Annotated in this window: 7 protein-coding genes, 1 pseudogene and 1 riboswitch; of the genes and pseudogenes, 2 read left to right on the forward strand and 6 right to left on the reverse strand. The window is 65.1% G+C overall.

Annotation, left to right across the window (positions count from 1 at the left end):
• Positions 1 to 452 (forward strand): annotated as a pseudogene (locus tag VNW74_RS05235) (SAM-dependent methyltransferase); the annotation flags it as partial.
• A gap of 40 nt (positions 453 to 492) precedes the next feature.
• On the opposite strand, the gene ileS reads toward VNW74_RS05235, so the two are convergent.
• The 6 genes from ileS to VNW74_RS05265 all read right to left on the reverse strand — a co-directional run bounded on the left by ileS (position 493) and on the right by VNW74_RS05265 (position 8,006).
• The gene (gene ileS / locus VNW74_RS05240; RefSeq protein ID WP_325675546.1) at positions 493 to 3,609 is read right to left on the reverse strand and encodes an isoleucine--tRNA ligase; all 3,117 of its coding nucleotides are present in this window, start codon (positions 3,607 to 3,609) and stop codon (positions 493 to 495) included.
• A gap of 245 nt (positions 3,610 to 3,854) precedes the next feature.
• On the reverse strand, positions 3,855 to 4,229 hold the full coding sequence (locus VNW74_RS05245) for an amino acid-binding protein (RefSeq protein ID WP_325675540.1): 375 nt from the start codon (positions 4,227 to 4,229) through the stop codon (positions 3,855 to 3,857).
• 431 nt (positions 4,230 to 4,660) lie between these two features.
• Positions 4,661 to 4,894, reverse strand: a complete 234-nt coding sequence (locus tag VNW74_RS05250; protein WP_325675541.1) for an Rv1535 family protein — start codon at positions 4,892 to 4,894, stop codon at positions 4,661 to 4,663.
• 266 nt (positions 4,895 to 5,160) lie between these two features.
• Positions 5,161 to 5,331: riboswitch (M-box (ykoK) riboswitch) on the reverse strand.
• Positions 5,332 to 5,418: 87 nt separating this feature from the next.
• Complete coding sequence (locus VNW74_RS05255) at positions 5,419 to 6,090, reverse strand: TetR/AcrR family transcriptional regulator (protein WP_325675542.1); 672 nt, start codon at positions 6,088 to 6,090, stop codon at positions 5,419 to 5,421.
• 78 nt (positions 6,091 to 6,168) lie between these two features.
• The gene (locus VNW74_RS05260) at positions 6,169 to 7,293 is read right to left on the reverse strand and encodes a nitronate monooxygenase family protein (protein WP_325675543.1); all 1,125 of its coding nucleotides are present in this window, start codon (positions 7,291 to 7,293) and stop codon (positions 6,169 to 6,171) included.
• A gap of 149 nt (positions 7,294 to 7,442) precedes the next feature.
• On the reverse strand, positions 7,443 to 8,006 hold the full coding sequence (locus VNW74_RS05265) for a carboxymuconolactone decarboxylase family protein (RefSeq protein WP_325675544.1): 564 nt from the start codon (positions 8,004 to 8,006) through the stop codon (positions 7,443 to 7,445).
• Between the two features lie 1,459 nt (positions 8,007 to 9,465).
• Between VNW74_RS05265 and pks2 the strand changes: the two genes are divergently transcribed.
• A partial coding sequence (pks2, locus tag VNW74_RS05270; RefSeq protein WP_325675545.1) for a sulfolipid-1 biosynthesis phthioceranic/hydroxyphthioceranic acid synthase occupies positions 9,466 to 15,582 on the forward strand: 6,117 nt, incomplete at its 3' end.

Raw genomic sequence — 15,582 nt, forward strand, 5'->3', positions numbered from 1 at the left:
GCAAGGCGGCGGAGGTGCTGCGGCCGCACGGGCTGCTGGCGTTGTACTGGCACGTCTTCGACCCACCTGGCGAAATCGCCAGTGCTTTCGACGATGTCATGCAGCGGGTGGCACCCGATGCGCCACTGTGGGATCGGCCGACCGCCGGCGGACAAGCGGGGAACCCCGCCGTCGAACTTCAACACCGAAATGTCATGAGGGCTGTTGAAGGTGTCCGGGCTGCGGGCGGTTTCGCCGAGCCCGAGCAATGGCAGTTCCACTGGCAGCGGCATTACACCCGCGAAGAATGGTTGGACCATCTGCCCACCACCGGCACGCTCACCCAGCTCGGGCCGGACCAGCTCGCAACTGTGCTGGAAGCGGTGGGGACCAGCATCGACTCGATCGGAGGTGGCTTCACCATGGAATACATCACGCTGGCCGCCGCCGCGGCCCGAGCCGGCGACGCTTAGCCTGCGCGTGTCTCGCGTGAGACACGCGCAGCCGTCGGCGTCACGCCTTAGCCAGCGAAACCCTTACTGCGTCACCGATTTCAGCGGCGCCAGGCCCCGGCTCGCCGAACTCGAAACTGGTGGCCAGGATTTCTCCGGCGATCAGATCCCGATGCGTGCTGGCCCACTCGGCCCGTTGCGGAGGCACCGACATCACCACGCTGATCCGGTCGGAGACGTCCAGCCCGGTCGATTTGCGCAGCTCCTGCAGTTCGCGGATGCGGTCCTTGGCCCAGCCTTCGGCTTCGAGCTCGGGCGTCACGGTGGCGTCCAGCACCACTAGTCCGGCCCCGCCAGGCAGCGGGGCGGTGTATTCGGGGTCGGCGGCCACCAGCCGGGAGCTGTACTCCTCGGGTTGCAGCAGCGCCGGGCCCGCGGTGAGCGTGCCGTCGCCGTTGACGACGCCCTCGCCGGCCTTGACGGCTTTGATCGCCGCTTGGACGTCCTTACCCAGTCGCGGCCCGGCGACCCGTGCGTTCACCGTCAGCTCGAAACGACCGTAGGTGTCGATGTCCGCAGTGAGTTCGACCTTCTTGACGTTGAGCTCGTCGGCGATCAGATCGGTGAACGGCTCCAGTCGCTGCGGATTGTCCACGGCCACGGTGAGTTTCTGCAACGGCAGCCGCACCCGCAGCTTCTTGGCCTTACGCAACGACGACGCCGCCGAGCACACCTCGCGCACCTGATCCATAGCCGCGACCAGCTCCGCGTCCGTCGGCAGCACCTCGGCCTCCGGCCAATCGCTCAGGTGCACCGAACGCTCGGCGGTGACACCGCGCCAGATGATCTCGGTGGTCAACGGCAGCAGCGGCGCGGCCAGTCTGGCGGTCACTTCGAGCACGGTGTGCAATGTGTCGATCGCCTCGGGGTCCTCTTCCCAGAACCGCGAGCGGGAGCGTCGCACATACCAATTCGTCAGCGCCTCGGTGAACTGCCGCAGCTGCTCGCATGCCCCGGAGATGTCGCAGACATCCAGCCCGGCTGTCAGGTCGTCGCGTAGCACCGCCAGCTTGGCCAGGATGTAACGGTCCAGCACGTGCGCTGAATTGGTGCGCCAGGTACCGACTTTCGGCGCGTAGAGGGCCAAGAAGCTGTAGGCGTTCCAGAACGGCAGCAGCACCTGTCGCACCCCCTCGCGGATGCCCTGTTCGGTGACGATCAAGTTCCCGCCGCGAAGGATTGGCGACGCCATCAAGAACCAGCGCATGGCATCGGAGCCGTCGCGGTCGAACACCTCGCTGACGTCGGGATAGTTGCGCAGCGATTTGCTCATTTTCTGCCCGTCGCTGCCCAGCACGATCCCGTGCGCCACGCAGGTTTTGAACGCCGCCCGGTCGAACAGCGCGGTGGCCAGCACGTGCAGCGTGTAGAACCAGCCGCGGGTCTGCCCGATGTACTCCACGATGAAGTCGCCCGGGTAATGGGTCTCGAACCAGTCCCGGTTCTCGAACGGGTAATGCACCTGCGCGTACGGCATGGACCCCGAGTCGAACCACACGTCGAAGACATCGGCGATGCGCCGCATCGTCGAGCGCCCGGTGGGGTCGTCGGGGTTGGACCGCGTGAGCTCGTCGATATACGGCCGGTGCAAGTTGTCGGGGCGCACACCGAAGTCGCGCTCCAACTCATCGAGGCTGCCGTAGACGTCGATTCGCGGATAGCTCGGGTCATCGGAGAGCCAGACCGGAATCGGGGTGCCCCAGTAGCGGTTTCGCGAGATCGACCAGTCGCGGGCACCCTGCAGCCACTTGCCGAACTGACCGTCTTTGACGTGGTCCGGATACCAGGTGATCTGCTGGTTGAGGTCGACCATGCGGTCCCGGAATTCGCTGACTTTGACGAACCAGGATGACACCGCGCGATAGATCAGCGGATTTCGGCATCGCCAGCAGTGCGGGTAGGGGTGCTCATAGGTTTCATGGCGGATCAGCACCGAACCGTTGGCCGCGGCCGGGCCGCTGTGGTTTTTCAGGTCACGGATGATCTGCGAGTTCGCCTCGAAGACATGCTGACCCTGGTAATCGGGGACCGTGACGTCGAAACGGCCCTTGGCGTCGACGGGCGTGACCGGCACGATACCGGCCTTGTCGCCGGTCTCCTTGTCGTCCTCGCCGTAGGCCGGTGCCATATGCACGATGCCGGTGCCGTCGTCAGTGGTCACGAAATCGGCGCCGAGCACCTGAAAAGCGTTGGGCGAGTCCATAAAGTAAGGGAACGGCGGCAGGTATCGGATGCCCACGAGATCGCTGCCGCGGTAGCTGGCCAGCACCTCCGGTTCATCGCCCAATTCTCGTGAATAGGCGGCCAGCCGTGCCTGCGCCAACACCACGCGCAGCTCCCCCGCTCGCACCTGTACGTAGGTGACGTTGGGGTTGACGGCGACGGCCTGGTTCGACGGCAGCGTCCACGGTGTCGTCGTCCACACCAGCAGGTAGGCCCCATCCAGATCCCCGCCCGTCACCTTGAAACCCACCGTCAGTGCCGGGTCTTGCCGACTCTGGTAGACGTCGTCATCCATCCGCAGCTCGTGGTTGGACAGCGGCGTTTCGTCACGCCAGCAGTACGGCAGCACCCGATAGCCCTCGTACGCTAAGCCCTTGTCCCACAGCTGTTTGAACGCCCAGATCACCGATTCCATGTAGGACAGGTCCAACGTCTTGTAGTCGTTGTCGAAGTCCACCCATCGGGCCTGGCGGGTGACGTAGGCCTGCCATTCGTCCGTGTAGCGCAAGACCGATTCGCGGCAAGCCTCGTTGAACGCGGCGATGCCCATCGCGTCGATCTGGGATTTGTCGGTGATCCCGAGCTGTCGCTCGACCTCAAGCTCTGCGGGCAGCCCGTGGGTGTCCCAGCCGAAGCGGCGTTCCACCTTGTAACCGCGCATGGTGCGATACCGCGGCACAATGTCTTTGACGTAGCCGGTGAGCAGATGCCCGTAGTGCGGTAGGCCGTTGGCGAACGGCGGTCCGTCGTAGAACACGTACTCCGGAGCGTCGGCGCGCCGCGCGATGCTGGCCCGGAACGTGTCGTCACTCGTCCAGTGGTCGAGGACCTCGAGTTCCAGCGCCGGCAAGTCGGGTGCGCCGCCGGCCAGCTTGGGGTAGGCGTTATCGGTCACTGCGCGCGTCGTCTCCATGTGCGGCTCTTCGGCCGGGGACGACGTTGCGCGGGTACGCAAGCGCCGCGGTACCACCCCGCTTGCCACGCCGGGGCGTGGCCGCTCGTTAAAGGCTGTGACGGGCCCTACCCGTTCGGTTCTACTGGGCCGGTGTTAATACCGAAGCCGGCTGTTCTTCCGAAGGCTCCCCGGTGATCACCGGATCGACGCCACCCCTCAATTCTACGGGGCGCCGCAAATCAACATCAGTCCAGCGCGGCCCTGGCCTCAGCGAGATTGTCCGCGCCAAGCACCAAACGGGTGTTAGTGGCGAGATAGGCGGTTTCCAGGTTGATTTTCGCGGCGCCGAGTTTGTGGACGACTTCGCCAAGCGCACCGGGACGGTCCTTGATGTCAAGGACGATGACCTCTTGCTCCTCGGCGATTTTGATTCCGGCACCTTCCAGCGCTTCGAATGCCGAGGTGGCATCCTGCACCAGAATGTGCACCTCGGCCTGCCCCCCTCCGCTGGTCAGGGCGCACAGACCGGCGATGTTGACGCCTGCCTTGCCCAGCACGTCGCCGATTAGGGCCAGCTCCCCGGGTTCGTCGTCGAGATAAAGCGTCAGATCGGTCGCCATGACGGGCCCCCTTTGCACCGGGTCGGGGCGGATCGTATGTCAACGCTACTGCCTAACCCGATGTCGGAACACCGGCTTTCCGGCGCCACGCTGGGTGCAGATCCACGAAACCGACTTCGCCGATGCGTTCAACGCCGCCATCGAAAGCTGCTTTCGGGTGGTGAACTTTCTCGACGTCGTGCCCTACGTACCCCCGGCGCCCTATGGACACGTTGGCGCCCAAATCACCGTCGATGGCGGCGGACCTGCAGATCGGATGGCGACACAGCCTGATCGCCTACGAGAAGGGACTCTCGGCTCTCATCGCCGCCCAGAAATGACGGCGCTCCCAGCACCGAGGGACACATCACCTCAGGTGCTGGGAGCGCCTACCTTCTCGTCTTTGTCCGGCTTTGCCGGGCCTTTACCGGCCGGTATCGTCACCGGACCCTTTAGCTGCCAACCTCCAAGACGCCCGCGCGCCACAGCGCGGCGTAGAGCTGGCGCAACGGAATGCAGAGCAACCGAGCGGCTCCGGCGACCAACGGGTCGCCGCCGACCAATTGTTCGAGCCGCATGGAGGTCCGCTTCGGCGCCGGCACGGCCATCGGCGTCGGGGCAGGCACTGCCCTGAGCCGGCGTGCGGGCATCGCTGTTACCACTTCGTCGTACAGTACAGCGGTCATGGTCGCCTCCTAAACGGAAAGTCAAACGGGCATAACGGGATTCGATGTCCGTCCGAAACGGCGTCCGCTGGGGCGACGTGCTGTGTAGAAGGCTCAGCTGAAAACGACGCGCCCGGGGCCGGATCGGGACGACACAGAGCCCGGATCTCGATCCGGACTATCACTGGAACTCATTCGTCCCTCACCTCCTCGCGGTCGCGCCACGTGCGGATTAACCGCACAATTCACACGCAAGCAGGAGCACAGGAAACCCGAAGACTTCGGGAACCGCACCCCACTCGTCACAGCTTTGGCAATACACGGCGTGTCCGGAGATTCCGGAAGCCACTTGGGCTCAACCCTTAAGCCGGGAGGAGCTGTCCTGACCCTGGGCGTCTCTCGACGTTCGGGGTCAGTGGCCTATATCCGTGTAGACGCCTCACCTAACGAGGTGCTTACCCCGTCGATGATGCACGAACATTCCGCCCGGGTCAATTCGACACACCTAAAAACTTACTGAGTGACGCTAGGGGCCTGACCAGCCGTTATGAGTTCGTGACCGTTCCGGAGCGCAGCTCATTATCCGACGGTCGCAATCCCTTGATGACCAGCGAGACGACAAAATCGGCGGCTTCGGCTGCGGAGAAGCCGTCGTCGGTGGTCAGCCGCCGGTGGGCCATGTGACCGATCAGCGCCGTCAGCGTGTAGGCCACCAAGCGCGGCGGGGCGGCGACCACCTCGCCGCGCTGCTGGGCCGCGACGACCAGAGTTGCGATGTCGTCGATAAACCGGTCGTAGATGCCGCCCAGGTGCTTGTCGAACCGGTTGTCCAGCGCATAGGCGTCGCGGAACAGCAGTTTGCCGGTGGCCGGATTGGCTTCGAAAAACTCGAATGTCGCGCACAACGTGGCGCGAAATGGTGCCTCGGCGTAGCCGAATCCTGCGCCGCTCTTGGCCAGCGCGATGGCAACTTGGGTGCGCAGGGCATATTCCTCGGCTGCTATCAACTCATGAAACAAGTCGTCCTTCGAGTCGAAATACCAGTAGACCGAGCCGTAGGCCAGCCCCGCTTCTTTCGCGATGTCGGCGATCGTGGTGGCGTGAAAGCCGTTGCGGGCAAAGACTTTCTTAGCCGCAGCCAAGATCTCGTCGCGCCGCAGCGACTTCTCCTGCTCGCTGATCGCGGGGCGCCGACGGGCGCGGGTTCCGTCAGTCATCGTCAGCTCTCCCGCGGCGGTAATCCATTGAGGACCAGCCAGACAACGAAATCGGCAAGTCGGGCCGCGCTGACGCGGTCACCGCTCGACCAACTCTTCGAGACGCCCGACGACATCGATGAACTCCGAAACCATCTCGAGCACCACCGCCGCTGTCGGCTGGACCTTGTCCAGCGAACCGACGACCTGGCCGACGAAGTAGGTGGCCAAGTCGCGAGCCTTGGCGTCGGGTTGGGCGGCGGCCCGGTTGATGCGGATTTGCGGATCGCCGATCAGCGCGCTTTGCAGCGGCATGCCGAGCGGGGCGGGACTGCCGGGCCGCTCCCATTCGTCGGTCCAGGCGGTGCGCAGCATGCGCGCGGGCTTTCCGGTCAACGATCGCGAGCGCACGGTGTCCGACGAGGTAGCGGCCAGGAACTTGTCCTTGACGACGGGCAGCGTCTCGGCCTCCTCGGTGGTCAGCCATACCGAGCCGCACCACACGCCTTCGGCGCCCAAGGCCAACGCCGCGGCAATCTGACGGCCGCGGGCGATCCCGCCCGCGGCCAGCACCGGCACCGGAGCCACCGCATCGACGACCTCGGGGACCAGCACCATCGTCGCCACTTCGCCGGTGTGCCCGCCGGCCTCGGTGCCCTGGGCGACGATCAGGTCGACCCCGGCCGCGGCGTGCCGCCGCGCATGTTGCGTGGTTCCGGCCAGCGAGGCCACCACCACGTCGTTGTCATGCGCGCGGGTGACCAAGTCGGGCGGCGGCGGGCCCAGCGCACTGGCGATCAGCCGAATGTCGTGGGCGAAGGCGACGTCAAGCAGCGGTTCGTAGCCCTTGGGCGAGATGTTGAGCTCACCGGACGGCAGACGCTCCTCGTCGGCAGGCACCGAGATGCCGTAGCGGACCAGCAGGTCGTCGACGAATGCCCGGTGCTCCTCGGGCAGCAACTCGCGCGCCTGTCGGGTGTCGATCCCGCCCTGCTCGACTCCGACGTACTTGTGCGGCAGCAGCAGATCAACGCCATACGGCTTGCCGCCGGTTTGCTCCTCGATCCAGGTCAGCTCGGTTTCCAGCCGCTCCGGGCTGTGCGCGACGGCGCCGAGGATGCCGAACCCGCCGGCATTGGAGACTGCGGCCACCACATCCCGGCAGTGGCTGAATGCGCAGATCGGGAACTCCACGCCGAGCATGTCGGCGACTCTGGTTCGCATTGCCCGAACGCTATGAGCTACTGATTGACGTGTCAATCGTGTGCAGCAGACACCGTTCGGGCTTACCGGGCCGTCAATATTGGCGCCGAATGTGGGCTTGTGTCACGCCTTTTCAATCGAAGCGTGCCTAGAGCCCACATTCGGCGCGCCTAGGGCGCAAGCCCGTCCGGCGGCCAGCTCGCTACGCCGTCCTCCAATGGAACCTGCAGGCTTTCCAGGATCGAGGCGACCATTCGCCACGCGCCGATCGTGGTGACAAGTTCGATGAGGACTGCCTTGTCGGCGCCGAATTCGCGCTGACACGCCGCCCAGCTTTCGGCGCTCACCGCGCCGTCGCGCACCACGTCGTCGGTGGCCGCCAGCACTGCCCGCTCCGCGGGCCCGAACGCCTGGTACGCCTGCCAATCGCGCACACCGAGCAGGTCGTCGGCGCTTACCCCGAGACCCTGCGCGACCCGCCAATGCTGCGTCCATTCGTAATCGGAGGCGGTGAGCCAGCCGATGCGCATGATCACCAGCTCGCGTAGCCGCGGGTCCAGCGTTCCGCGCCACAGCATCGTGGCAAGCAGGTCGTTGAGGGCACAGGCCAGCCTCGGATGGTTCAACAGCACCTGGAAGATGGCGAGCTCGGCCATGTAATCGGGCACGCTCGCTTCGTCGGCGGCGGCCTTGGCCTCGTCGACCGGCAGACGCGGAACACGGGCTTCGGTCATGATGTGAGCACCAACGCCTGCGCCACCGCGCCGTCCGCCATATCGGCACACTAAAGAGCTCTTGACTGACGAGTCAATCGAGAGACTCGGCCTGCCGGCACAGACGCTTCCGGTCTCACCGTTCAACCTTCGCTCTTACGCGAGGTCGGGTGCGGCGCGCAAGGTGCCTGTGCTGAGGAATCGACCGGAGACCGCTTCTTCTCGATCGCCGACGCGGCGCTCATGGGCCGGGTCCCGGCGACGGTGGAGGGCAGCATACTCACCGGCATCATCCATTGTTGTTCCTGCAGGGTGTGGCCCGGGCGCGTCACTAGCTTGCCGCCGCCGACGCGCGCGGGGCCAGCTCTGACTCACCGAAGCCGTTGAGCGTCTGTCATTTGGTCACTTTTGATGTGCGTCGGCGTCGCCTTGACCGGGCACGAGAATTACCGGAGGACCCATCACACCCGCCCCCTTATTGGGAATGATTGTCATTAGTCCCGGGTCCACAGTAAATTCCTAGGCGATGCTTGTCGAAAACGATTGTCATTAAGCTCTCGATCACGCCAAGCGCTTGTGGCGCCGGGGCCGGCCTGACGCAGGCCATATCACGCCTCACTATATGAGCCCGACGACGTGTATGCCCTGTTGGATGCGGTTTGCAGATGCGACCATTGGACCCTTACGAGCGCCATGAGCCCGTAGTTATGCCGCTGTCGCTCAACGTCTTTCGCTGAATCGCCCACGTCCGGCCGGGCACGGCGACGTCGACATCGCAGCGACGTCAGAACCGCGTTGCCTGGTAGCCCGCCGGCCATACACGACCGGAAGCACCATCAACGCAGAAAGAGCCGAAAATCCAATCCACCGAAATGTCACTCCGACCCAGAGGTGAATAAGGCACCAGCCGCGAAAGGACGACAATATAGAAATATACTAAGACGACTATAGAAATATCCTGAGACCACAATAGGTTGCGTAATCGCTAAGGCAATGTTGAAATCAGTGTGAATAACTGTGAAATCGGTGTAAATAATTGGGTGTTGACCACATGAGACACCCCGCTGTTGACCACATGAGACAACCCGCAGACAACCCGCTGTTGACCACACGAGACACTCCAGCAACATGACGATCAGGTAACGATCCCAACACAAGGGTTTGGAAATTTTGGAAATTTCCCGCGTGTCGAATACCGTCCTCCTGTCATGTAGCACGTTGACGTGCACGAAACCCTCGACTGCGAACACTTGACGGACCGCTAGCAAAATTTCGTTGACCTAGACAACCGCTGAGCCCTGCGGGGTCCGACACCTTGACCCACGCTCCGGGCACGCCCAAACGGTGCTGTTGCGATGGGGAAAACTGTGCAGTTGCTGTGAGGAGGGGAATTGTCTATCGTGCAGGCGAATGACGACCGCGCGCAGGACCCAGATTCGAGCCATTCTTTGGTCGTTATGAACGAAACTCCCGGGTCGTTATGAACAAAACTCCCGCTACGCCGATTGCCGTCATCGGGATGTCCTGCCGACTTCCCGGAGGCATCGACTCGCCTGACCTGTTGTGGGAGGCGTTGCTGCGCGGCGACGACCTGGTCACCGAGATTCCGCCGGATCGATGGGACGCCGACGAGTACTACGACCCCGAGCCCGGTGTGCCCGGTCGTTCGGTCTCGAAGTGGGGTGGGTTCCTGGATGACGTTGGCGGCTTCGATGCTGAGTTCTTCGGTATCAACGAGCGAGAGGCGATAGCGGTCGATCCGCAGCACCGCTTGCTTCTGGAGACCTCCTGGGAGGCTATGGAGCACGCCGGCCTCACCCGGGAGAAGGTGGCCGGCTCGCTGACCAGCGTATTCGTGGGATTGACTCACGGCGACTACCAATTGCTGGCCGCCGACACCCACAGCGTGGAGGGGCCGTACGGGTTCACCGGCACCAGTTTCAGCTTGGCGTCCGGGCGGATCGCTTATGCCCTGGGGGTCCACGGTCCGGCGCTCACGGTGGACTCGGCATGTTCCTCTGGCTTGCTTGCTGTGCACTTGGCCTGTCGTAGCTTGCATGATGGAGAAAGCGACCTTGCCTTCGCCGGTGGTGCCTGCCTGGTCTTGGATCCGCGAAAATTTGTCTCGGGGTCAGCGGAGGGCATGCTGTCGCCCACCGGACGCTGTCACGCGTTCGACGCCGCCGCCGACGGGTTCGTGACTTCCGAAGGTTGCGTAGTGGTGTTGCTCAAGCGGTTACCGGATGCGCTAGCCGATGGTGACCGCATCTTGGCTGTACTGCGCGGCACGGCCGCGAACCACGACGGCCGCACCGTGAATATCGCGACACCGTCCGTAAACGCGCAGACCGACGTGTATCGGGCGGCATTGGCAGCAGCGGGCGTCGACGCGCGCAGCGTTGGCATGGTCGAGGCGCACGGACCCGGTACCCCCGTGGGTGACCTTATCGAATACGCGAGCCTTGCTGAGCTGTACGGCATTGACGGCCCTTGCGCGCTTGCATCGGCGAAGACCAATTTCGGACATACCCAATCGGCCTCCGGCGCGCTGGGCGTGATGAAGGCGGTACTCGCGCTGCAGCATGGTGCGGTTCCGCCGAATCTGCACTTCAACCGTCTGCCTGATGACCTTGCCCATATTGATACGGAACTCTTTGTGCCACAGGCCATCACGCCGTGGCCGACGAATGGCCATCACCCACGACGGGCGGCCGTGTCGTCGTACGGGTTGTCGGGAACCAACGTGCACGCGGTGCTCGAACAGGCTCCCGAAACCACTGCGCACAATGGCATCTCGCCCGGATCGGCGATGGCGGCACCGCTGCTGTTTCCGCTGTCATCCACATCGCCAGACGGGCTACGTCAGACCGCGGGGCGGCTGGCCGCCTGGCTGGAAGCGCATGCGGACGATGTGACGCTCTCGGATCTGGGTTACACGCTGGCGCGCCGGCGTACGCACCGCCCAGTGCGGACGGCCGTGATGGCCAGCAGCCTGCAGGAGCTGACCGAGTCTCTGAGGGAGGTCGCCGGCGGTGAAACCCCGTATCAGGCCGCGGTCGGGCAGGACGACCGGGGACCGGTATGGGTGTTCTCAAGTCAGGGTTCGCAGTTAGCCGAGATGGGCGCTGACCTACTGGCGACTGAACCGGTGTTCGCCGCGACGGTAGCCGAGGCGGAGCCCCTGATCGCCCTGGAGTCCGGGTTTTCGGTGACCGAGACGATGTCGGCACCGGAGCTCGTCACCGGCATCGACAAGGTGCAGCCAACGCTGTTCACCATGCAGGTCGCGCTCGCCACCACCATGAAGTCATACGGGGTGCGCCCAGGGGCGGTCATCGGGCATTCTCTCGGCGAGGCCGCAGCGGCTGTCGTCGCGGGCGCACTATCGCTCGAAGACGGGGTCCGTGTGATCTGTCGCCGCTCACGGCTGATGTCGCGCATTGCCGGTGCCGGCGCAATGGCGTCGGTGGAACTGCCCGCCCAACAAGTTCTTTCGGAACTGATGACTCGTCGCGTTAACGACGTCGTCTTGGCTATGGTGGCCTCGCCGCAGTCCACAGTGATCGGCGGCGCAACCCAGAGCGTCCGCGATCTCGTCGCAGCATGGGGCCAGCGCGACGTGATGGCCCGCGAGCTGGCCGTCGATGTCGCATCACACTCCCCCCAAGTGGATCCGATCCTCGACGAGCTGACCGATGTACTGGCAGAGCTGCGCCCGATGACACCGGAGCTTCCGTTCTACTCGGCGACCCTGTTCGACCCGCGGGAGCGGCCGGTGTGCGATGCCGGTTACTGGGTTGACAATCTGCGTTACACGGTGCGGTTCGCCGCGGCGGTGCAGGCGGCGCTGGAGGACGGCTACCGGGTCTTTGCGGAGCTGACACCACACGCACAGCTCACCCACGCGGTCGAGCAGACCGCCGGTGGCCTCGACATGCGGGTCGCTACGCTGGCCAGCCTGCGCCGCGACCAGGCGATGCCGCACGGACTGCGCGGCTTCCTGGCCGACCTGCACAGCGCGGGCGCCGCGGTGGACTTCTCCATGCTGTACCCCAGCGGCCGTCTGGTCGATGCGCCGCTGCCGGCCTGGACCCACCGTCGGCTGCTTTTGGCCCGCGATGGGCAGGACTCTCAGCCGCGCAGCGCTTGCGCCGTTTCAGTGCATCCGCTGCTGGGGCCGCACGTGCGCTTGCAGGAGGAGCCGGAGCGCCACGCGTGGGGGGCTGAGCTGAGCAACGAGGCGCTGCCTTGGCTAGGCGACCGCCAGATACACGATGAGTCTGTCCTTCCGGAGGCGGCCTACTGCGAGATGGCGCTGGCCGCCGCTCGCGCGACGTTCGGCGAGGCGTCCGAGGTCCACGACATCCGCTTCGAGCAGGCCCTGCTGGTGGACGATCAGACCGCGGTGGGCGCCGTCGCGTCGATCGCCTCGCCGGGCGTCGCCAACTTCGCGGTGGAGACCAACCGAGAGGGCAATCACGTGCGGTGGGCCACCGCGGTCCTGCGTGCGATGGAGGATGAGCACCGCCCACCTGCGCGGGACATGTCCGCGCTGCTGGCAGCCCACCCGCACCGCGAGGAAGGCGCCGAGGTGCGCAAGCGGCTGGACCAGCGTGGCGTTCAGTATGGTCCGGCGTTCACCGGTCTAGCCACCGTGCGCACCGGCGAAGCGCCAGCCGGTACCGTGCTCGCCGAGGTGGCCGCGCCCGACGCGATTCGCTCACAGCAGGCTGCCTACGGCGTGCACCCAGCGCTGCTGGATGCCTGTTTCCAGTCCGTCGAGGCGCATCCGGACGTCCAGGCCCTCGGCAAAGACGTGCTGGTCTTGTCGGGTATCCGCTGGCTCCGCGCCTACGGTCCCCCCCGCAACGCCCGGTACTGCTACACGCGGGTGACCAGAGCCGACGCCATCGAGGTCGAGGCCGACCTCGATGTACTGGACGAGCACGGAACAGTTGTGCTCACCGCGCGTGGGCTGCAGATGGGCAAAAGGGTATCCGACGACGACCACGAAGCTCGTGTGCTCGGCAAACGGCTGCTGACCATCGAATGGCAAAAGCGAGAGCTGCCCGAGGCAACTCCTGTCGACGCTGGAAAGTGGCTTCTGGTCAGCACCTCCCCGACTGCCGATGTGGTGGCCACCACGTTGACCGATGCCTTGAAACTCCTTGGTGCGGAATGCACGACGACGGTTTGGCCACAGCCAGCCGACCACTCGTCGAATGGACATGGGCTTGAAAGCCAACTTCGTCTCGGTGGATTCGACGGAGTAGCCGTCCTCACCGGACCGACGAACGGCAACCCGGACGAGGAGTGTGCGCTTCGAGGCGCGGAGTATGTGCGTCATCTGGTGCGCATCGCCCGCGAGGTGCTGAAAATTTCGGGCGAACCACCTCGCCTGTACCTCGTGACCAGTAATGCGCAGCCGGTGGTGGTCGGCGACTGCGCCAACCTGGAGCAGGCCGGGCTGCGTGGGCTGATGCGGGTGATCGGCGCCGAACACCCGCATTTGCGCGCCACCCAGATCGACGTAGACGAGGACACCGACGCCGAGCAGGTGGCGCGGCAACTGCTGGAGGGGTCGGAGGAGGACGAGACCGCCTGGCGAAACGGCGAGTGGTATGTGGCGCGCTTGAGCCGCACCCCGCTGCAGCCCGAGGAGCGGCGAACCATCGTCGTGGACCACGAGCACGACGGTATGCGCCTGCAGACCCGCACACCCGGCGACCTCGAATCCCTAGAACTGATTGCCTTCGACCGGGTGCCGCCGGGGCCAGGACAGATCGAGGTCGCTGTCACCGCGGCCAGCGTCAACTTTGCAGATGTTCTCGTCGCCATGGGCCAATTCCCCAGCGCCGACGGGCGTCAACCAGAGCTTGGCACAGATTTCGCAGGCGTGGTCACCGCGGTCGCGCCGGATGTCACCGACCACCAGGTCGGTGACCGTGTCGGCGGCTTTTCCAGAGACGGCTGTTGGGCCACGTTCGTCACCTGTGACGCCCGCGTCGCCGTTACGCTGCCACCGGGCCTGACCGACCACCAGGCGGCCGCGGTGTCGACCGCGCACGCTACCGCCTGGTACGGCCTGCACGAGCAGGCCCGCATCACGCGCGGTGACAAGGTGTTGATCCATTCTGCGACCGGCGGCGTGGGGCAGGCCGCAGTAGCGATCGCCCTCGCCGCTGGAGCCGAGATCTTCGCCACCGCGGGCAGTGAGCAGCGTCGAAAACTATTGCGCGACATGGGAATTGAACATGTCTATGACTCGCGGGCCATCGAGTTCGCCGAGCAGATTCGCCGGGACACCGACGGGTATGGCGTGGATATCGTGCTTAACTCGCTGACTGGCGCAGCACAACGCGCCGGGATCGAACTGTTGTCCATCGGCGGACGGTTCGTCGAGGTCGGCAAACGCGACGTCTACGCCAACACCCGGCTGGAGCTGTTCCCGTTCCGCCGCAACCTCACATTCCACTATGTCGACCTGGCGCTGATGTCGGCCAGCCACCCCCACCGGGTCGGGGAGCTGCTGCGCAAGGTGTACCGGCTTATGGCAGATGGTGAGTTGCCAACTCCCGAGCACACCAGCCATCCATTGGCCGACGCGGCCGCGGCGATCAGGATGATGAGCGCGGCCCAGCACACCGGCAAACTCGTTCTTGACATCCCGCGGACCGGGCGCAGCCGCGTGGTGGTGCCGCCGGAGCAGGCCCCGGTCTTCCGTGGCGACGGCGCCTACATCATCACCGGTGGCCTGAGTGGGCTGGGGCTCTTCCTCACCGAGAAGATGGCCGCAGCGGGCGCTGGGCGGATCGTGCTGACCTCTCGCTCGCAGCCGACGCTCAAAGCGCTCGAGACCATCGAGTGCATCCGGACGATCGGTGCCGACGTCGTGGTGCAATGTGGCGACATCGCCGAAGCCAGCACCGCGCAGCGGTTGGTGGCCGCAGCAACCGCCACCGGGCTTCCACTGCGCGGCGTGCTGCACGCGGCGGCGGTAGTCGAGGACGCCACCCTGACCAACATCACCGACGAACTCATCGACCGCGACTGGGCGCCCAAGGTCTACGGCGCATGGAACTTGCACACCGCCACGGCCACCCAGCCCCTGGACTGGTTCTGCTCATTCTCCTCGGCAGCCGCGCTGCTGGGCTCGCCGGGTCAGGGCGCGTACGCCGCGGCTAACAGCTGGCTGGACTCCTTCACCCACTGGCGCCGCGCTCAGGGCCTGCCCGCCAGCGCGATCGCCTGGGGAGCATGGGCTGAGATCGGGCGCGGCGCGGTCCTGGCGGAACGTGGCGAAACCACCATGATCACCCCCGACGACGGCGCCTACGCCTTCCAGGCGTTGCTGCGCCACGACCGCGGGTACACCGGCTATGTGCCGATCACCACAACATCCTGGTTGAGTGCGCTCGCGCAACACAGCCGGTTCGCTGAAGTGTTCCAATCCAATGGGCAAACCCGAACGGGTACAAGCAAATTCCGCACCGAACTCAACGCGCTGCCTCTGGAGGAGTGGCCCACCCGGCTGCGCCGTCTGGTTTCCGAGCAGGTCAGCCTGATTCTGCGTCGCCCCATTGACCCGGACCGTCCC

Origin of the sequence: Mycobacterium sp., assembly GCF_035570115.1 — a bacterium.
GTDB lineage: Bacteria > Actinomycetota > Actinomycetes > Mycobacteriales > Mycobacteriaceae > Mycobacterium.